This is a genomic window from Kribbella koreensis (assembly GCF_039525325.1).
GTDB classification, from domain to species: Bacteria; Actinomycetota; Actinomycetes; order Propionibacteriales; family Kribbellaceae; genus Kribbella; species Kribbella koreensis.
Genome location: NZ_BAAAHK010000013.1, coordinates 626,546 through 642,996 on the forward strand (window position 1 = coordinate 626,546; position 16,451 = coordinate 642,996).

Annotated in this window: 22 protein-coding genes; 7 read left to right on the forward strand and 15 right to left on the reverse strand. The window is 67.4% G+C overall.

Annotated elements, in window-relative coordinates; genetic code table 11:
• Nucleotides 1-36: 36 nt before the first annotated feature.
• Nucleotides 37-582 (reverse strand): P-loop nucleotide/nucleoside kinase family protein, encoded by a 546-nt coding sequence (locus ABD116_RS27220; protein ID WP_343976143.1) that lies wholly within the window; start codon nucleotides 580-582, stop codon nucleotides 37-39.
• An 88-nt stretch (nucleotides 583-670) separates the two neighbouring features.
• Here ABD116_RS27220 and ABD116_RS27225 point away from each other — a divergent pair, with 88 nt between their 5' ends.
• A complete protein-coding gene (locus ABD116_RS27225) occupies nucleotides 671-1,969 on the forward strand; it encodes an AlkA N-terminal domain-containing protein (protein ID WP_343976146.1) in 1,299 nt (432 codons plus the stop codon).
• Here the strand turns inward: ABD116_RS27225 and ABD116_RS27230 are convergent.
• Nucleotides 1,958-2,752 carry an isocitrate lyase/PEP mutase family protein gene (locus ABD116_RS27230; protein ID WP_343976149.1) on the reverse strand — a complete coding sequence of 265 codons (795 nt, stop codon included), beginning with the start codon at nucleotides 2,750-2,752 and terminating at the stop codon, nucleotides 1,958-1,960. The genes ABD116_RS27225 and ABD116_RS27230 overlap by 12 nt on opposite strands.
• Entirely contained in the window at nucleotides 2,749-3,045 is a 297-nt protein-coding gene (locus ABD116_RS27235; protein ID WP_343976152.1) for a putative quinol monooxygenase, read from the reverse strand. Before ABD116_RS27235 ends, ABD116_RS27230 begins: the two co-directional genes overlap by 4 nt.
• Before the next feature lie 170 nt (nucleotides 3,046-3,215).
• On the opposite strand from ABD116_RS27235, the gene ABD116_RS27240 reads away from it, so the two are divergent.
• Nucleotides 3,216-4,010, forward strand: coding sequence for a class I SAM-dependent methyltransferase (locus ABD116_RS27240; protein WP_343976155.1), 795 nt, complete (start codon nucleotides 3,216-3,218; stop codon nucleotides 4,008-4,010).
• Here ABD116_RS27240 and ABD116_RS27245 read toward each other — a convergent pair.
• From ABD116_RS27245 to ABD116_RS27265, 5 genes are all read right to left on the reverse strand, one after another.
• Entirely contained in the window at nucleotides 3,978-4,379 is a 402-nt protein-coding gene (locus ABD116_RS27245; RefSeq protein WP_343976158.1) for a VOC family protein, read from the reverse strand. The two genes, ABD116_RS27240 and ABD116_RS27245, sit on opposite strands and share 33 nt — an antisense overlap.
• 10 nt (nucleotides 4,380-4,389) lie before the next feature.
• A complete protein-coding gene (locus ABD116_RS27250; protein WP_343976161.1) occupies nucleotides 4,390-5,241 on the reverse strand; it encodes a TrmH family RNA methyltransferase in 852 nt (283 codons plus the stop codon).
• A complete protein-coding gene (locus tag ABD116_RS27255; protein WP_343976164.1) occupies nucleotides 5,216-6,424 on the reverse strand; it encodes a hypothetical protein in 1,209 nt (402 codons plus the stop codon). The genes ABD116_RS27250 and ABD116_RS27255 overlap by 26 nt, the downstream gene beginning before the upstream one ends.
• Nucleotides 6,425-6,466: 42 nt before the next feature.
• Nucleotides 6,467-6,811 (reverse strand): VOC family protein, encoded by a 345-nt coding sequence (locus ABD116_RS27260; RefSeq protein ID WP_343976166.1) that lies wholly within the window; start codon nucleotides 6,809-6,811, stop codon nucleotides 6,467-6,469.
• A 140-nt stretch (nucleotides 6,812-6,951) separates the two neighbouring features.
• Nucleotides 6,952-7,815, reverse strand: coding sequence for an alpha/beta fold hydrolase (locus ABD116_RS27265; RefSeq protein ID WP_343976169.1), 864 nt, complete (start codon nucleotides 7,813-7,815; stop codon nucleotides 6,952-6,954).
• 71 nt (nucleotides 7,816-7,886) lie between these two features.
• On the opposite strand from ABD116_RS27265, the gene ABD116_RS27270 reads away from it, so the two are divergent.
• Nucleotides 7,887-8,366, forward strand: a complete 480-nt coding sequence (locus ABD116_RS27270; protein ID WP_343976172.1) for a CGNR zinc finger domain-containing protein — start codon at nucleotides 7,887-7,889, stop codon at nucleotides 8,364-8,366.
• A 10-nt stretch (nucleotides 8,367-8,376) separates the two neighbouring features.
• Here ABD116_RS27270 and ABD116_RS27275 read toward each other — a convergent pair whose 3' ends face one another.
• Entirely contained in the window at nucleotides 8,377-9,564 is a 1,188-nt protein-coding gene (locus tag ABD116_RS27275) for a TerC family protein (protein WP_343976175.1), read from the reverse strand.
• Nucleotides 9,565-9,686: 122 nt separating this feature from the next.
• A complete protein-coding gene (locus ABD116_RS27280; RefSeq protein ID WP_343976178.1) occupies nucleotides 9,687-9,947 on the reverse strand; it encodes a winged helix-turn-helix transcriptional regulator in 261 nt (86 codons plus the stop codon).
• Nucleotides 9,948-10,099: 152 nt separating this feature from the next.
• On the opposite strand from ABD116_RS27280, the gene nadC reads away from it, so the two are divergent.
• Nucleotides 10,100-11,569, forward strand: a complete 1,470-nt coding sequence (nadC, locus tag ABD116_RS27285; RefSeq protein WP_343976181.1) for a carboxylating nicotinate-nucleotide diphosphorylase — start codon at nucleotides 10,100-10,102, stop codon at nucleotides 11,567-11,569.
• 44 nt (nucleotides 11,570-11,613) lie between these two features.
• On the opposite strand, the gene ABD116_RS27290 is transcribed toward nadC, so the two are convergent.
• Nucleotides 11,614-11,973, reverse strand: a complete 360-nt coding sequence (locus tag ABD116_RS27290; RefSeq protein ID WP_343976185.1) for a MerR family transcriptional regulator — start codon at nucleotides 11,971-11,973, stop codon at nucleotides 11,614-11,616.
• Between the two features lie 77 nt (nucleotides 11,974-12,050).
• Here ABD116_RS27290 and ABD116_RS27295 point away from each other — a divergent pair, with 77 nt between their 5' ends.
• Together ABD116_RS27295 and ABD116_RS27300 are read left to right on the forward strand one after the other, a co-directional pair.
• Entirely contained in the window at nucleotides 12,051-12,374 is a 324-nt protein-coding gene (locus ABD116_RS27295) for a DMT family transporter (protein ID WP_343976188.1), read from the forward strand.
• Nucleotides 12,371-12,811: a DMT family transporter gene (locus tag ABD116_RS27300; protein WP_343976190.1), complete on the forward strand. Its 441-nt coding sequence runs from the start codon at nucleotides 12,371-12,373 to the stop codon at nucleotides 12,809-12,811. The genes ABD116_RS27295 and ABD116_RS27300 overlap by 4 nt, the downstream gene beginning before the upstream one ends.
• On the opposite strand, the gene ABD116_RS27305 is transcribed toward ABD116_RS27300, so the two are convergent.
• On the reverse strand, nucleotides 12,728-13,291 hold the full coding sequence (locus tag ABD116_RS27305; RefSeq protein ID WP_343976193.1) for a helix-turn-helix domain-containing protein: 564 nt from the start codon (nucleotides 13,289-13,291) through the stop codon (nucleotides 12,728-12,730). The genes ABD116_RS27300 and ABD116_RS27305 overlap by 84 nt on opposite strands.
• A 39-nt stretch (nucleotides 13,292-13,330) precedes the next feature.
• Between ABD116_RS27305 and ABD116_RS27310 the strand changes: the two genes are divergently transcribed.
• Nucleotides 13,331-13,855: a GNAT family N-acetyltransferase gene (locus ABD116_RS27310; protein ID WP_343976196.1), complete on the forward strand. Its 525-nt coding sequence runs from the start codon at nucleotides 13,331-13,333 to the stop codon at nucleotides 13,853-13,855.
• Here the strand turns inward: ABD116_RS27310 and ABD116_RS27315 are convergent.
• Genes ABD116_RS27315 through ABD116_RS27325 form a run of 3 tightly spaced genes read right to left on the reverse strand, consistent with a single transcriptional unit; the run spans nucleotide 13,852 to nucleotide 16,320 of the window.
• Nucleotides 13,852-14,616, reverse strand: coding sequence for a phosphotransferase family protein (locus ABD116_RS27315; protein ID WP_343976199.1), 765 nt, complete (start codon nucleotides 14,614-14,616; stop codon nucleotides 13,852-13,854). The genes ABD116_RS27310 and ABD116_RS27315 overlap by 4 nt on opposite strands.
• Nucleotides 14,613-15,557, reverse strand: coding sequence for an aldo/keto reductase (locus ABD116_RS27320; protein WP_343976202.1), 945 nt, complete (start codon nucleotides 15,555-15,557; stop codon nucleotides 14,613-14,615). The genes ABD116_RS27315 and ABD116_RS27320 overlap by 4 nt, the downstream gene beginning before the upstream one ends.
• A 43-nt stretch (nucleotides 15,558-15,600) precedes the next feature.
• Nucleotides 15,601-16,320: a GbsR/MarR family transcriptional regulator gene (locus tag ABD116_RS27325; protein ID WP_343976205.1), complete on the reverse strand. Its 720-nt coding sequence runs from the start codon at nucleotides 16,318-16,320 to the stop codon at nucleotides 15,601-15,603.
• Between the last annotated feature and the right edge of the window lie 131 nt (nucleotides 16,321-16,451).

The window sequence follows — 16,451 nt, forward strand, 5'->3', positions numbered from 1 at the left end:
GGAGCTGTGGCGCACTATCGGGGGCTGGGCCGCGTACTAGCGGTCAAGGAACTGGATGATCGCCGGGAGGTCCGGCTGGTAGCCGTCGGTGGTGTCGACCGTCAGGGTGGGGACCGGCAGCGTGATCGGGTCGAACGCGGTGTGGCCGCGGCGCCAGGTCTCCGCGGAACGGTGACCGTCCTCGTGGGCCTTGCGGAGGGTGTTCTCGGTGGCGCGGGTGGTGATGCGGTCGTGCGCGATCTCGGCGGAGACCTCACAGTGCACGATCCGCAGTTCGGCCAGCCCTAGGAACGGCGTCAGCCCCGGCCGCCAGACGCGATCCTGGAACGCGGCCTCGGCCACCACCGTCGAGCCGCGACCGATCAGCAGGCCGATGACGTCGAAGAACGTCGCGAGCGTGCGCATCGTCAGCGGATCCGCGGGACCCGGCACGAACCCCGGCGTCGCGTGCGCCATCCCCTCCTTGATCTCGTCCCGGCAGATCGCCGGACAACCGACAGCGGCCGCGATCCGGTGGGCGAGTGTGGTCTTGCCGCTGCCCGGGGGACCGCTGACCACGATGAGCATGGGCTTCGACGACATCCGGGCACCTTAGCGGCCTGTCCGGTGATGATCGGCATCTGTCCGGATATGACTGGACGGACCAGCCCAGTATCAGCACGATGGCTGAGTGACCACGTACTCCGCAGTCCGTACCACCGGCATCTACTGTCGCCCCGGCTGTGGCGCCAAGCCGTTGGCGGAGAACGTCGAGACCTTTGAGCTGCCCGCTGCCGCCGAGGCCGCCGGTTATCGTGCCTGCCTGCGTTGCCGTCCGTACCGTGTCGCCGGCACCGTTGCCGACGAAGCCCCGGAACTCGTCTGCCGGGCGGTCCAGTTGATCATCACTGGGGTGCTCGACGATGCGGATGAGGCCGCGTTGGCCGCACGGCTGGGGCTGTCGGCGCGTCATCTGCGGCGGATGTTCAACGATCATCTCGGCGTCACCCCGGATCAGTTCGCCCGGTCTCGTCGCGCGCATTTCGCCCGGCGCCTGCTGGACGACTCGGAGCTGACGATCGCCGATATCGCCTTCGCGTCCGGCTTCGGCAGCCTGCGCCAGTTCAACCGGGCGATGCGGGAGATCTTCCGGTCGACCCCACGCGAGTTGCGCGAGCGGCGTCGGCGTACCGACCGGCTCGCGGCCGACGGAGGGCTCGTACTCCGGATGCCGTACACCCCGCCGTACGACTGGCCGGCCATGATCGCCTTCCTCGAAGCCCGCGCGATCCCCGGCGTCGAGTCCGTCATCGACGGCGTCTACCGCCGCACGATCGCCCTCGACGGCGACCCCGGCCTCCTCGAACTCGCCGCCGGCGGCCCGGAGCACCTCATCCTGCGAGCCCATCTCCCTTACTGGGAAGGCGTAATCCACGTCGTAGAACGCGCCGGCACCCTGGTCGGCCTCGAAACCGAACCCGTCCTCGCCACCGCCCAACTGACCGGCGACCCAACCATCGGCCCCCTCATCAAAGCCCGCCCCGGCATTCGAGTGCCTGGCGCCTGGGCGCCGTTCGAGATCGCCGTCGCGTCGGTCGTGCGAGACCTGCTGTCCAGCGGGCACCGTCAGTCGCTCGCACAGTTGGTGGAGGCGGTTGGTACGCCGGTGGCTGGGCTCGGGTACGGGCTCACTCATGCGTTTCCTTCGGCTGAGACGGTGGCGAGGCAGTACGACCAGCCGGGTCGCCTCGGCGACACCCTCCGGGCGCTGGCCAATGAAGTTGCTGTAGGCAACATCAAGCTGGACGGCGGCGAGCCGCTCGAAACCCTGGTCCCGGCCCTCACCCGCATCGACGGGATCAGTGCGACCGCCGCGCACCACATCGCCCTTCGCCTGGGCGCCCGCGATGCCTTCCCGGGCGAGCCCACCACGGACTCAGAAGCCTGGCGTCCGTGGCGGGCTCTCGCTTACCTTCATCTACTGCAGTAGTGCGTTGTGCTTGCCCAGGTCACCCAAGAACTCATAGGTGCCGGTGGTAAGCACCTCCTGCGCAGCCGCCGCCGCGAGCCCATAAGCGCCCGCGCTGAGAGCCGGCCCAAGACTGATCCGAGCGACCCCCAACGCGGCCAGCTCGCCAATCGACGGCCCGCCGGGGCCGGTCATCACGTTCAGCGGAAGCGGTGACCCGGCGACGAGTTCGCGGATCGTTTCCGCATCCCCGACGCCTGGTACGAAGAGCACATCGGCGCCGGCTTCGGCGTACAGGCGTGCTCTTTCGAGCGTCCCGGTCCCGTCGCCGAACAGATGGGTGTCGGTCCGCGCGTTGATCACCAGGTCGATGCCTGCAGCAACCGCTGCCTCGCGTGCCGCGGCGATTCGCGAGGCCAGCAAGGACGGATCGCCCAGCACGTGCGCGACGCTGTCCTCGAGGTTGATGCCGACGACGCCGATCTCGATCACCTCGGCGACGGTTTCGCCGACCTCGGCCGGCGTCTCGCCGTACCCGGATTCCAGATCGGCGGTGAGTGGTACCGAGATGACGGCCGCGATGCGGCGCAGTACCGCGAGCGCCGCGGCGCGGGTGAGACCACCCGCGTCCGCGACTCCCTCGGCCCACGAAACCCCCGCGCTCGTCGTCGCGACAGCCTTCGCTCCGGCCGCCTCGATCGCCCGCGCCGAACCCGGGTCCCACGCGTTCGGCAGGACCAGCGGCCCGTCCGCATGCAGTGCCCGAAAAGCCCGAGCCTGGGCCTGGGCCCGCTCGGCGTTCACAGGCTGACCAGCAGTTCGTGATCGATCTCGACGAACTCGACGATCAGCTCGGCGAACTGCCCCGCGATCAGTTCCTTGTACGCCGACGAGCCGGTGTGCGCGTCGTACGCCGCCTGGTCCGCGAAGTGCTCCACGAACAGCAGGTAGTCGGGCGTCGCCGGATCGCGATACACCCGGAACGACAACGTCCCTTCTTCCTGCCCCGGCCCCTGCGGCGCGAACGCCTGAACAAGCTCCTCGGCCTTCGCCTGGTTGCCGCTCTTCAGATGAATGGGAAACACCTTTGCCAGCACTTCTTCCTCCTGATGGATGCGTTCTCAGGACTCAAGAATCACCCGCCGGGCCGGTCCCGGTCTGGCCATATCCGGTCATCATCTTCGTCTCGATATTCAAGACAATATGTCTCATTGAGCAAGATGAAGCGCTAGCCTGAGCGGGTCGACCGAGGACAAGGGAGTCCGTCATGAACAACGTGTACACGCACGGCCACCACGAATCCGTACTGCGCTCGCACAGCTGGCGCACCGCCGAGAACTCCGCCGGCTACTTGCTGCCGCAGCTGCGTCCCGGCCAGTCCCTGCTCGACATCGGCGCTGGGCCCGGCACCATCACGGCCGACCTCGCCAGGCTCGTCCAGCCGGGCCGGACGACGGCCCTCGAGGCGAACGAGAGCGCGCTCGACATCACCCGCGCGACCTTCGCCGAGCTCGACATCTCGGTGGACTTCGTCGTCGGCGACGTCCACCACCTCGACCTGCCTGACGACTCCTTCGACGTCGTCCACGCCCACCAGGTCCTGCAGCATGTCGCCGACCCGGTCCAGGCGCTCCGCGAGATGCGCCGCGTCTGCAAACCCGGCGGCATCGTCGCGGCCCGCGACTCCGACTATCAAGCCTTCGCCTGGTTCCCCGAGCTGCCGCAGCTCGCCGAGTGGATGACCTTGTACCAACGCCTGGCCCGCGCCAACGGCGGCGAACCCGACGCCGGCCGGCGCCTGCTCTCCTGGGCCCTCGCAGCCGGCTTCGAAAAGGTCGAGGCGACAGCCAGCAACTGGACCTTCACCACCGACGAGGACCGGGCCTGGTGGGGTGGCATGTGGGCCGACCGCATCCTCCAGTCGGCGATGGCGAAGCAGGCGCTCGCTTCCGGCGTACCGCAGCAGACTCTGGATGAGATCTCCGAAGCCTGGAAGGCTTGGGCGGCCGACCCAGCAGCCTTCATCTCTCTACTCCACGGCGAGATCCTGGCCACTGCTTGAAGCCAGCACAACCAGGTAACCGTCGGGGTCGCGGAGCCAGAGTTCGTGGTGGTCGGCGTTGGGGTTGTGGTGGATCGTGGTCTGGACGGTGGCATCGATGGTGATGGCGCGGTCGGCGGCTGCGTGCAGGTCGTCGACCTCGAACCAGAGCGCGACTCCGTTGCCCAGAGGCTGGCCGGGGTCGCCGATGGTGCCGTGGTGGTGGCCGAGTTCCAGCTTGTGGAGTTGGAGGATCATCGCGTCGTCGACCAGCAGTTGCTCGTACTCCGGGCCGCCGTGGCCACTGGTCGCGCCCAGCACAACGCAGTACCAGGTGCTGCTCTTCTCGACGTCGGTGACGGCGATCATCGGTTGGGGACGAGTAGTCATGGCGACCAAGTTATGAGTCGCCGCTGCCGCCGGTCTTGAAGGATTGGGAACGCTGACGGGAGGTTTCGTAGAGGACGGCGGTTGCTGCGTTGGCGGCGTTCAAGGAGCTGGCTGAGCCGGTCATCGGGATGCGGACGAGGTGGTCAGCGAGTTCCTTCCAGGCGGCGCTGAGGCCTGAGGTCTCGTTGCCGATCAGGAGCAGGGTCGGCTGGGTGAGATCGAAGTCGAAGATGTCGGCCTCGCCGTGCTCGTCCGTGCCGACCACGACAACCGGCGTTCCGGCCGCGCGCTGCTCCTCGATCCACGCCATCACCTCGCGCTGCGACGGCACCCGCACGGCCGGTACTGCGAACAGCGACCCCGTGCTCGCCCGGACGGCCTTCGAGTCGTACACGTCGGCGGCGTGCCCGGTGACGATCACGCCGTCAGCACCGAAAGCATCCGCGGACCGGATGATCGACCCGATGTTGCCCGGCCCGGTCGGCCGATCGAACACGACGCCGAGGAAGTCCGGACCGACCTTGATCCGATCGAGGTCGTCCGCAGGCATCTCGACAACCGCGATCAGTTCGGGCGGCGTCTCGCCCTTCTCACCCAGTTCGGCCAGCAGCTCCGGCGCCATGCTCACCCGCTCGACGCTGCGATGATCCTGCAGCAGGTCGCCGGCCCAGCGAGACAGTCCGCGTTCCGAGTCGTACAGGAACGCCCGAATGGTCCACCCGTGCTCGATCGCCAGGCTGATCGGCCGGACTCCCTGCACCAGGAACTCGCCGGCCCGGAGCCGCTTGTTCCGGTTGGTGAGCAGCGCCTCCCACACCTGGAAGCGAGCATTCCGGCTACTGATCCGCTGCGCCGCGGCCATCGGTCCTCCGTCTGGTCAGCCGAACGAACCCCCACAGTACGAGGCTCGGCAGCCAGACCAGCACCAGCCACGGAATCCACCATCCTCCGAACCCGTTGCCGACCTGCGGTTGTGGTTGAGCCGCGAACGGTCGCGCCGTCGCGGACCAGACCAGGAACGCGTCCCCGATCGGCATCAGCCCGAGCGCATATCGCTTCGTATGCAACCCAGAGACCGGTACGCCCAGCAGCTCACCCTCCCGAGCCAGTACGCCGGCCAGCCGATCGTGCTGCACCCTCGCCGCCCCGAGCCCGACCGTCGTCGCCGACAGGCTCACCCCGAACACCAGCGGGCCGGAATCGACATCCCCGCTCCCGTCGGTCCCCTCAGGGAACTCCCGGATCGCCGGCCCGAGCCCCGTGACGAACTTCTCCCGGAACACTTCGTACTGCGACCGCGCGAACCCCGGATCGATCTCCAGCAGGAACCGATGGATCAGCGTCTGCGACGTACCCCGAGCCCCCGTGCTCACCGGCGTCACCTGGTGCGGCATCAGCCCGGTCGCCGGATCGAGCCGCGTCTTCACCCCGGCCACCCAGCGCTCCACGGTCGGCTGGAAACGAGGTGTCACCAGGTGGTCGTAGAGAGCGATAGAGGCCATCGCCACCGTCGAGTCGACCGGCCACGCCTGACCCGGATACGCATCCAGGTAAGGGGTTTGCGACGCATCGAAGGCTTTCGCCAGCTCGGTCGAGGTTTTCGTGTACGCCGTGAGGTCGCGCGACTCGGGCGGCTGCAGCGCGACGATGCCGCCGCGGAGCCAGTTGGTCCAGCCCGCGTGGAATACGCCGTACCGGGGGCTGAGTCCGGCGAGGTCGAAGGGTCTCGTGCCGTCGGCGGTGTAGAGCCGGTTGAGTGCCCACTGCGCTTGGGCTGTCGCCTCGGCCCGGCGTACCGGCGAGTCGAGACCGACCTGCACCCAGGACAGCCCGTAGAGCACATTCATGAAGAAGTAGCCCTCGGGCTTGATCCCCTGAGCGTCCTGATCGGCCCCGTTCTCGATCGCTTGCCTCAGGAACCGCAGTTGCTTGACCGCGCCGTCGGTGGGCTCCCCACGGGGGCCGACCAACCGCGCGGTTCCCACCAACGACAGCAGAGTCGCCACCACGGCGACAACGATCAGCAACTTGCGGAGCACTCGCATCCCCCTACGATTCTGCTCCCTGAACCGTAGGGGGCGCCGAGGTCAGGCGATGACCTGGATCAACCCCAGCGTGTTGCCGTCCGCGTCGGTCGTGGTCGCGAGGCGCTGGCGACCACTGGAGACGATCTGAGGGTCGGTTGCGGTGATCCCCGAGCCGGCGAGCGTGGAGAGCGTCGTGTCCAGGTCGTCGACGGCGAAGTTGACCGACGTACGACCTGCCCGCTCGGGGTCCTGGAAGACCTGGACCACACCGAACTCGCTCAAGTGCCATTCCGCCAGGGTGTCCATCGGCTGCTGGTCCGCGGGCCGCCCGAAGAACGACTCGTACCACTGAGCCGCCGGCGCGAGCTCATGCACTGGAATCACCGCGAGCACAGCCTTGAACATCACGTCACCCTCACCTCATCGGACCGCCACCCGAGGTCCGAGTGACGCACTCCCTGGCCTGCCAGTGCCCACAATGCTCCTTCGCCATGCTTCGGTGGGTGTCATGCTCAGGTGCTCGCGCAGTCCGGCGGGCGGAGCTCTCAGCTGAGTTTTCGGCCCAGGAAGTCCTTGATCAGGTCGGCGATCTCCGGGGCGTTGGATTCGAGGGCGAAGTGGCCTGCGTCGAGAAGGTGGATCTCGGCGTCGGGCAGGTCGCGTTGGAAGGCCTTCGCGCCGGCGGGTGGGAAGATCTCGTCGCCTGCGCCCCAAGCTGCCAGCAGCGGGACCTGGCTGGTGCGGAAGTACTCCTGGAACTTCGGGTAGAGCTTGAAGTTGTCCAGATAAGTGCAGACCAGGTCCAGCTGCACCTGCTCGGCACCGGGGCGGGCGAGCAGTGACAGGTCGTGCTGCCAGGCGTCGGGGCTGAGCAGAGTCTGGTCCTTGACGCCGTGTTGGTAGGCCCACTTCACCAGCGCCTCGGTCTGCATCTCGGCCGCCGCCTTGGCGGTCTCCGGGGTCGGGTTCGCGTCGTAAGCGACGACGGCGGCCCACATCTCCTCGACGTACCCGTCCTCGTAGGCGTTGCCGTTCTGGGTGATGATCGCCGTGATCCGCTCCGGGTGCTCCAGCGCCATCCGCCACCCGATCGGCGCGCCGTAGTCCTGCACGTACAGCGCGTACTGCGTGAGGCCGAGCGTCTCCGTGAAGGCGGTCGTCAGGCCGGCCAGCTTGGCGAAGCTGTACTCGAACTCGGCCGCTGATGGCATCGCCGAGTATCCGAAGCCGAGGTGGTCGGGCGCGATCAGGTGGTAGCGGTCTTCGAGCAACGGGATCAGGTCGCGGAACATGTGCGAACTCGCCGGGAATCCGTGCAGGAGCAGCAGTACGGGCGCGTCGGCCGGTCCTGCCTCCCGGTAGAAGATCTCGTGTCCATCGACCTCGACGGTGCGGTGGTGAACGGTCATCGTTTAACCCCTTTGCGAGTTTTATCTGGTTACAGGGGCTAGCGAACACTGTCGAGGTGTAACCTGTCAATATGGTTAATGCGGTTATGCCTGATGAGGCAGCCTTGCTCGCGCTGCTCAACTCGGCGCCGATCGTGGACGGCGTACCGACCGATGAGCTGCGCGGCGCGGGGGCAGTCGAGTGGCTCCGCGCGCACGACATCCCCGGTACGCCGGCCGCCGCGCGCGAGGTGCGTGATGCGATCGCGGGCGTAGTGCGGGGGCAGGAGCCGGCGGCTGGGCTGCAGCGGTTCGTCGCCGAGGTGCGGCAGGTGCCGGTCGTGGGGGAGGCCGGTGTGGAGTGGAAGCTGGAGGGCGCGCGGTTCGCGGCGCGGGTGGTGCTGGCGTGGGCGACGGTTCAGGGCCGGTTGCGGCCGTGCGAGAACGTTGCCGAGTGCACCTTGTTCCTCATCGACCGGAGCAAGGCGAACGCACGGCGGTGGTGCTCGATGTCAACGTGCGGGAACCGGTTGAAGGCGCGGCGGCATCAGGACCGGCTTCGGAGTACCTAGTCCGTGGTGGCTAGGACTTGGTGCTGGTCTGGCGGGTCTCGATGACGCGGGCGCAGAGCTCCATCAGCTCGGTCTCGTTCTTGACGATCTGCTTGGCTTTGGGGCCGAGGGCAATGATGTGCTCCTTGGACTCCTGCAGCCTGGCGAACAGGCGCTCGCGCTCGTTGGCGTCGTCGGTGTACTCCGCGTCGAGATAGGCGAGCGCGTCGCGGCGGATGTTGGCCATCGCCGTCTGGGTCCGGCCGCGGGTGCTGAACAGCGACGCGAGGATCGTGATCACCAGCACCACCAGGATCACCACCAGCGACAGGCCGGTGCTGATCTCCATCACCTCGATCGGCTCGCCACCGTTGATGAACGGCAGGTTGTTCTCGTGCAGCGCGTGCAGGATCAGTTTCGCGCCGATGAAGGCGAGGATCGCGGCCAGCCCGAAGGACAGGTAGATCAGCCGGTCCAGCAGGCCGTCGAGCAGGAAGTACAGCTGCCGCAGGCCGAGCAGGCTGAACGCGGTCGCGGTGAAGACGACGTACACGTTCTGGGTCAGCCCGAAGATGGCCGGGATCGAGTCCAGCGCGAACATCAGGTCGGTACCGCCGATGGCGACCATCACGAGCAACATCGGGGTCATCACCCGGCGGCCGTTCTGGTGCGTGATCAGCTTGTCCTCGTCGTAGTTCTCGGTGGTCGGGAAGAGTCTGCGGGCCAGCCGGACGATGACGTTCTGGGCTGAGTGGGATTCCTCGGTCTGGGGCTTGAGCATGTTGCCGGCGGTGATCAGGAGCGCCAGGCCGAACAGGTAGAAGACCCAGGCGAACGTGTTGAGCAGCGCCGAGCCGAGGAAGATGAAGCCGGCCCGGGCGATCAGCGAGATGACGATGCCGACCAGCAGCACCTTCTGCTGGTTCTCCCGGGGGACGCGGAAGCTGGTCATGATGATCAGGAAGACGAACAGGTTGTCGACCGACAGCGCCTTCTCGGTGATGTAGCCGGCGAAGTACTCCGAGCCCATGCCGGTGCCGCCGATGACGAGTGTGCCGAGTCCGAAGGCGATCGCGATCCCGACGTACAGGCTGGACCAGACGGCCGCTTCCCGCAGGGTCGGCACGTGTGCGCTCCGCACGTGGAAGAAGTAGTCGAAGGCAAGCAGCCCGACAATCGCCAGCACGGTCAGAACCCAGACCACCGCAGAAACGCCCATCCTCAACATCCGATCACGAGGGACCCAGCCGCCCCCACCCAATCACGCCCACCCAGCCAATGTCCCCAACCAACCCACATTCCCCGACTGCTTCCCCCACGCCGGCTGCGCGGGCCTGGGGGTCAGGGGCGTTCGGCCCAGCGGCGGGACCATGCGTCGAGGGGTTCGAGGGCGGCGCGCAGGTCTCCGCCCAGTGGTGTGATGGCGAATCGGCCGTCGCTGTGCTGGATGACGAGTCCTGCTTCCGACAGCTCGCGTAGCCGTTGGTACAGGACGCTCGACGACATGTCGTCACACCTGTCCTTGAGCTCGAGCGCCCGCAGCGGCTGATGGGAAAGCTCCCACAGCACCCGCAACGCCCACCTCCGGCCAAGTAGGTCCATGGCCGCCATGACCGGGCGCCCGGTCGACGAACCGCGAACCGGATGACCCGGTGCCGGAGTGGTCGGCGTCACACATCCTCCTGGAGGTTTTCGGATTTAGAAATGCTAGCGTGCCGAGCAAGGATTTCGATTTACGAAATGAGGAACCGGCCGTGCGAATCACTCCGCTGGAAGCCCCGTTCGACCCGGAGGTGGCAGCTGCGCTCGCCCCGATGATGCCGCCGGGTGTCCCCCCGATCGGGCTCTTCCGCACGTTTGCCAAGAACCTGTCGATGACCAAGGCGATGCACGGCTGGGGCGCCTACGAGTTGAGCCGTGCGCTCTCCATCAGCATGCGCGACCGCGAGATCCTGATCGACCGTACGTGCGCCCGCTGCGGTTGCGAGTACGAGTGGGGAGTTCACGTCGCCTTCTTCGCGGAGCGGGTCGGCTTCTCGTCGGAGCAAGTCACATCCCTGACGCACGGAGGCCCCGGTGACCCTTGCTGGACCTCGACGCGGGACCGCCTCCTGGTTCGTGCGGCTGACGCACTCCACGACAACTCCACGATCCCGGAGCCGCTGTGGGACCTGCTCTCGGTTGAGTTCACCGAGGCGGAGCTGCTCGACATCACGCTGCTCTGCGGCTGGTACCACGCGATCTCCTTCGCTGCGAACGCCGCTGGAGTCCCGCTCGAACCGAACGCGCCCACCTTCGACAGCGTGCGCGTGCTCGACGATGCAGGCAGTGCCCGTGACGCATTGCGGCTCGCGAACCTCGATCCGGACGAGGTGCTCAGCCTGCTGAGGGCGGCAATGGCCGAAGATCTATCCGAGGCCGGAGACCTCACCTCGCTGGCGACGATCCCCACCGACGTAGACCTTGAGGTCAGCTTCACCTCGCGCGGCGCCGGCGTGGCCTGTGGACTTCCGGTGGTGGCCTTGCTGTGCGACGACGCCATCGGCCCGTCGGCCAAGTTCACGCCTTTGGTGACGGACGGAGACCGCATCGCTCCCGGTCAGCACCTGGCGACTCTGAGCGCGCCGGCGCGAGCCGTGTTGGCGGTCGAACGAACAGCGCTGAACCTGCTCACTCACCTGAGCGGAATCGCGACCGCTACCCGGACCTGGGTCGACGCGCTCGAAGGTACCGGGGTCGTGGTGCGCGACACCCGCAAGACCACACCGCTGCTCCGCGCACTCGAGAAGTACGCCGTACGGTGCGGCGGCGGCGCCAACTACCGGCACGGCCTGTTCGACGAGATCCTCATCAAGGACAACCACGTCGCAGCCGCCGGAGGGGTCGGCAACGCACTCGCCCGCGTCGCCGAGGCTCACCCCCGTGGTGCGGTGCCGGTACAGATCGAGGTGGACTCACTGGACCAGTTCGACGAGGCTCTCGCTCACGGCGCTGACCAGATCATGCTGGACAACTTCGCCGTGAACGACATGGGGATCGCCGTCGAACGCGCACGCAACTGCCCGCGCGACGTGCGACTCGAGGCCAGCGGCGGATTCACCCTGAGCGATGCCCGCCAGGTCGCGCTCACCGGAGTGGACTCGATCGCCCTCGGCGCCATCACCCATTCCGCGCCGGCGATCGATATCGGACTTGACGTCTTGATGCCCGCCGACCCGCAGTGACCAGGAGAGTCGCCGGCCTGGGTGGCCTTGGGGCGGCTGCTTCGTCAGGTTGGTGGGGCGGAGACCTTGGTTTCGGTGCGGAGGGCTTGGAGGGTTTCTATCTCTCGGGTGATGTCTCGGCGTTTGGATTCGAGGCGTTCTAGTTGGTCGGCCAGGAGCTGCTCGAGGACGCCGGTGCGTTCCTCGGGTGGGGATTCCAGGCAGGGGAGTAGCTCGTTGATGGTGGTGCTGCAGAGGCCGGCGGCAAAGAGGTGCTGGATGAGGACTACGCGTTCGACCGTGTCGTCGTCGAAGTCGCGCCAGCCGGCGGGAGTACGGGCGGCCCGGATCAGGCCGTGCTCCTCGTAGTACCGCAAGGAGCGTGGGCTGACGCCGCTGGCTTCGGCCAGTTCTCCGATGCGCATGGGGAACATTCTTGCAGTTGACGCCGGTGTGAGGGTTCACGATGAGGGCCGCATCAGGGACCACGGAAGGACGGATCATGGAGTGGCTTCATCTCGGCGTCGCGGTCGTCTTCGAGATCACCGTCGCGATCGCGGCGAGTAAGGCGCAAGGGTTCACCCGGTGGGGATGGACCGTGGCGACGCTGGTCAGCGGTGGCGTTGCGACGTACTTCCTCAGCCTCGCGCTGCTGACCTTCGACGTCGGCGTCGGGTACGCCGTCTGGACCTCGGTCGCCGGGATCGGGATCGCCGTCTTGGGCGCAAGCCTGTTCGGGCAACGGCTCGGCCGGCGAAAACTGATCGGTATCGCCGTCATCATCGTCGGCGTCGCCGGACTGCAACTCAGCGGATCCACGCTGTGACGGCGCGGGTACGGGGATGGCTGGTACTGCTTCTCGCCGGCGTGTTCGAGGTCGGCTACGCCCTGTCCGTCGGCGGAAGTCACGGGTTCAGCGTGCTGTCCTGGTCGCTCGTCGCGGTGGTGTTCTTCCTGCTGACGCTGTTCGCGCTCAGCGTCGCCCTGCGGACGATCGACATGGGGATCGGGTACGCGGTCTGGGCCGGGATCGGCGCGGTCGGCGCCGCGTTGCTCGGCCCCGTCTTCTTCGACGAGACCCTCACCCCGACCAAGGCGTTCTGGCTCGCCGTGATCGTCAGCGGGGTCGTCTGGCTCAAGCTGTCGGACCGGTCCAGGCCATCTCCCGATGCGGCTGGTTCAGCGACTTTTGACCAAGGCAACGAGGTACCGGGTGGTGCTGGGCGTGGGGTTGATGAAGGTGCACGGCGCGGGGGCGCCTAGCTGAAGACAGTCGCCGGTCGACAGCTGGTGGAGGATCTCGCCTTCCTGGAAATGCAGGCTGCCTTCGAGAACCCAGATCTGCTGGTACTTGAAGATGTACGCGTCCGCCGGGTACGAAACCGAGGCGCCCGGCGGCAGCTCGACCTCGACCAGTTCGAGCGGGCTGTCGCTGATGGGGGAGATCGCCCGGCGACGGTACCCGGTGGCCGGGTCGGTCCACGTGGGCTGATCCGCCGCTCGCCGCAGCAGCTCATCGGCCCCGCCCTCCGCCCGCGCGACCAGCTCGGACAACGTCAGCCCGAGTGCTCCGGAGAGCCTGCCCAGCAGTACTGCGGTCGGCTGCGCCTCCCCGCGCTCGATCTTCCCGATCATCGCCCGGGACACCCCCGACCGGTCGGCGAGCGCGTTGACCGACAGCTCGCGACCGACGCGCGCGGCCTGCAACGTCGCCGCCAGCGAGGCGGACAGCGGATCATCCATACTTGCCACTATAGCGGCATGTATGGCTACTATCGTGGCATGGGAAAGATTCGCGATGCGACCGCACTGGACGCCGAAGCCTGCGCGGCGATCTACGCGCCCTACGTCCGTGACACCGCCATCACCTTCGAACTCGACCCGCCGTCGGTCGACGAAATGGCCACCCGAATCGAGACGGCCACGCGAACCCACGCGTGGCTGGTCCTCGAGGATGACGACGGCACGGTTGTCGGCTACGCGTACGGCGGAGTCATGAAGCCGCGAGCGGCGTACCGGTGGTCCTGCGAAGTCAGCATCTACCTGGAGCTGGGCCGCCGCCGCACCGGAGGCGGCCGAGCCCTGTACGAAGCCCTCTTCGACCGCCTGACCACCCGCGGCTATCGCACCGCCGTCGCCGGGATGACCCTCCCCAACCCAGCCAGCGAAGGCCTCCACGCAGCCCTGGGCTTCGAACCCATCGGCACCTACCGAAAAATAGGCTGGAAACACAACGCCTGGCACGACGTCCACTGGACCCAACGCCCCTTGGCCACCACCGACGACCCACCCACCGAGCCGACCTAAGAAAGCAACCCGAGCACCCGCTCGGCCTGAAGCTCGGCAGTCCCGGCCGGGTTGCGATGGCCCGACGGACCATCGGGCCGGAGCAGCGTGAGCCAGAAGATCGCGTAGAGGCGGCGGGCATCTTGGAACCGCTCGGCGTCTACCGAGAACTGCGCGAGGAAGCCGGTCCAATCGGTGGCCCGGGAGGCGATGTGCTCGACCAGGTTGGCCAGTTCGACGGCGAGATCGCTCTGGCCCGCGTCCTCGAAGTCGATGATGCGGACCTGACTCCCGTCCCAGAGATAGTTCGCCAGATTGGGGTCGACGTGGCCGACGATGGCGTCGACAGGCTCGATCAGTTCGTCCGCGGCTGACCCGACCAACCACTCGGCGGCTGCCAGTTGGGCTTCGACAATGATTCCCGACCCCTCCCACGACGAGTTCCCTCGCCGAACCCGCTCGACGAAGGCCGCGTAGTCGACGGGCTCCAGGCCGGCTGGAGCGATCGACCAGAGCTCCGTCAGAGCAGCCTGCAGTCCCCGCAGTTGTTCTGCGGTCAAGGACCCGCCCAACGGCTCGCCCGGAAGGCGGCTCATGGTGATCGACGGCTGTGGTGTCGGCGCTACGAACTCGATCGGCGTCGGCACCAGGTGAGGCTTCGCGGCAGAGATCAGCTGCAACGCGCTCCACTCGCGCAGATGCTCGTCGCGCGCCCAGTCGACGTACGTCTTGATGACAACCTCACCAGCGATGTCGATCCGGTGGGTATGAGGCGTCGTCACCAGTCGAGGTGCTGGGCGCTTAGACGGTTGGTGTACCAGGTGCGGATTGCGTGGACGGTGTCGGTGGGGAGGGGGTTGGAGGCTGCGGCGATGCTGGATTGCAAGTGGTCGAGCGAGCGGGTGCCGGGGATGACGGTGGTGACGCCGGTGTTTGCGAGGAGGAACTGGAGGGCGGCGTCTACCAGGGATACGCCGGAGGGGAGTAGGGCGCGGAGTTCGTCTACCAGGCCCGCGCGGAGGGCTACGTCGGCGGGGGACCAGCGGGAGCGGACGTCGGTGAAGGTGCTGTTGGCGTCGTACCGGCCTGAGAGCCAGCCTGACTCGAGGGGGACCTTGATGATTACGCCGGCGCCGTGGGTGGGGGCTTCGGAGATGCTCGGCCAGGTTTCTTGGAAGAGGGCGGACATCCGGACCTCCAGAGCTTGCGAGTTGGTGTTGGTCAGGACGGTTCGAACGTCCTGGTCCCAGTCCACCGAGGCGCCGAAGGCGCGGATCAGACCCTTGTCGCGCAGGGCTTCCAGAGCGGCGTAGTGGTCGGCGCTGTTCAGGACCTCGGGCGGCGGGCTGTGCAGGACGACGATGTCGATGTGGTTGACGCCCATCCGCCGGGCGCTGCCCTCGACCGACGTCGCGATCGCGTCGACCGACCAGTCGGCGCGCCCGTCGTGGGTCGGGCCGACCTTGGTGCAGAGCACGACCTGGTCGCGGGGGACGGTCTGCAGCGCGGTGCCGACGTTCAGTTCGCTCTGGCCGTCCGCGTACGCCGGGGCGGTGTCGATGAAGTTCACCCCGGCGTCCAGGGCGGCGTGCACGATCCGCACCGCCTCGTCCGGGTCGGGACCGGTCGGCCAGCTCGAGGACTTGCCGAGCTGCCAGGCGCCCAGCCCGATCGTGGTGACGTCGATACCGGAAGAACCGAGGGGACGCGTCTGCAGGGTCATGACGCCAAACCTAGCTGTCCGGCGTTGCGGCAGACCTGCGGTTTTACGGCTTCGCGCGAGTTGTCAGGTGTTCCCGCCACTTCTCCATCGCCTGTTGCAGGGCCTCGCTGACGAAGGTCAACAGTTCGGCGGATTTGTCGAAGCGGTCGCCCGCAGGGGTGGTGGGGCCCAAGAGGGTGGCGGCCTGGCGGGAAGCGGCGATCAGGGCGTTGTTCATCTGGAGGGATGCGAGCAGGTTGCGCAGCCAGATCTCGTCGTCGATGACGTAGCGCTCCCGGCGTTCGCCGGGGTCGCGCCGGCGGAGCAGCATGCCTTGTTGTTCCAGGAATCCGACGGCGTGGGAGATCGAGGCGGGGCTGACGCGGAGGCGTTGGACCAGGTCGGCGGCGCTGAGGGCGCCGGAGTCGGTGATGTGCAGGCAGGCCATCACCCGGGCTTCCATTCTGGGGAGGCCCTGCTGGACCAGGAGGTCGGTGAAGGACTCGGTGAACTCCTGGACAGCCTTGGGGTCGCGACCGTAGCTGCTGTCGGTGGGGGCCGGCGCCGGCGGCTGCGGCTGGTTGTTGCGGCGGGCGCGGGTGCTGGTGTCCTGCTGGGCGCGGTCGGCCCGGTAGTCGTCGGGGCCGCCGTTGCGGGTGACCTCTCGCATGATCGTCGAAGCGGGGCGGTCCAGGCGCCGGCCGAGTTCCGCGTAGCCGAGTCCTTCGGCCAGGCCCGCGGCGATCAGCCGCCGGTCCTCCTCGGTGAGTCTGCCTCCGGGCATCGGTACTGGTCTCCTGTCGCTGTCGGACGTCCGCCAAGTATGCATTCACCCTCAGGCCATTGCAATGCAACGCCGGAGAGATCATTGCGTTCACGATCATACTCATTGCAAAGCAAGCCCAAACAAGCCCA

Excerpts from the sequence above, each read along its gene's own strand:
- ABD116_RS27220 (WP_343976143.1), bottom strand. The coding sequence starts at position 582 with ATGTCGTCGAAGCCCATGCTCATCGTGGTCAGCGGTCCCCCGGGCAGC.
- ABD116_RS27240 (WP_343976155.1), top strand. The coding sequence starts at position 3,216 with ATGAACAACGTGTACACGCACGGCCACCACGAATCCGTACTGCGCTCG.
- ABD116_RS27245 (WP_343976158.1), bottom strand. The coding sequence starts at position 4,379 with ATGACTACTCGTCCCCAACCGATGATCGCCGTCACCGACGTCGAGAAG.
- ABD116_RS27250 (WP_343976161.1), bottom strand. The coding sequence starts at position 5,241 with ATGGCCGCGGCGCAGCGGATCAGTAGCCGGAATGCTCGCTTCCAGGTG.
- ABD116_RS27255 (WP_343976164.1), bottom strand. The coding sequence starts at position 6,424 with ATGCGAGTGCTCCGCAAGTTGCTGATCGTTGTCGCCGTGGTGGCGACT.
- ABD116_RS27260 (WP_343976166.1), bottom strand. The coding sequence starts at position 6,811 with ATGTTCAAGGCTGTGCTCGCGGTGATTCCAGTGCATGAGCTCGCGCCG.
- ABD116_RS27265 (WP_343976169.1), bottom strand. The coding sequence starts at position 7,815 with ATGACCGTTCACCACCGCACCGTCGAGGTCGATGGACACGAGATCTTC.
- ABD116_RS27270 (WP_343976172.1), top strand. The coding sequence starts at position 7,887 with ATGGTTAATGCGGTTATGCCTGATGAGGCAGCCTTGCTCGCGCTGCTC.
- ABD116_RS27275 (WP_343976175.1), bottom strand. The coding sequence starts at position 9,564 with ATGGGCGTTTCTGCGGTGGTCTGGGTTCTGACCGTGCTGGCGATTGTC.
- ABD116_RS27280 (WP_343976178.1), bottom strand. The coding sequence starts at position 9,947 with ATGGACCTACTTGGCCGGAGGTGGGCGTTGCGGGTGCTGTGGGAGCTT.
- ABD116_RS27290 (WP_343976185.1), bottom strand. The coding sequence starts at position 11,973 with ATGCGCATCGGAGAACTGGCCGAAGCCAGCGGCGTCAGCCCACGCTCC.
- ABD116_RS27295 (WP_343976188.1), top strand. The coding sequence starts at position 12,051 with ATGGAGTGGCTTCATCTCGGCGTCGCGGTCGTCTTCGAGATCACCGTC.
- ABD116_RS27305 (WP_343976193.1), bottom strand. The coding sequence starts at position 13,291 with ATGGATGATCCGCTGTCCGCCTCGCTGGCGGCGACGTTGCAGGCCGCG.
- ABD116_RS27310 (WP_343976196.1), top strand. The coding sequence starts at position 13,331 with ATGGGAAAGATTCGCGATGCGACCGCACTGGACGCCGAAGCCTGCGCG.
- ABD116_RS27320 (WP_343976202.1), bottom strand. The coding sequence starts at position 15,557 with ATGACCCTGCAGACGCGTCCCCTCGGTTCTTCCGGTATCGACGTCACC.
- ABD116_RS27325 (WP_343976205.1), bottom strand. The coding sequence starts at position 16,320 with ATGCCCGGAGGCAGACTCACCGAGGAGGACCGGCGGCTGATCGCCGCG.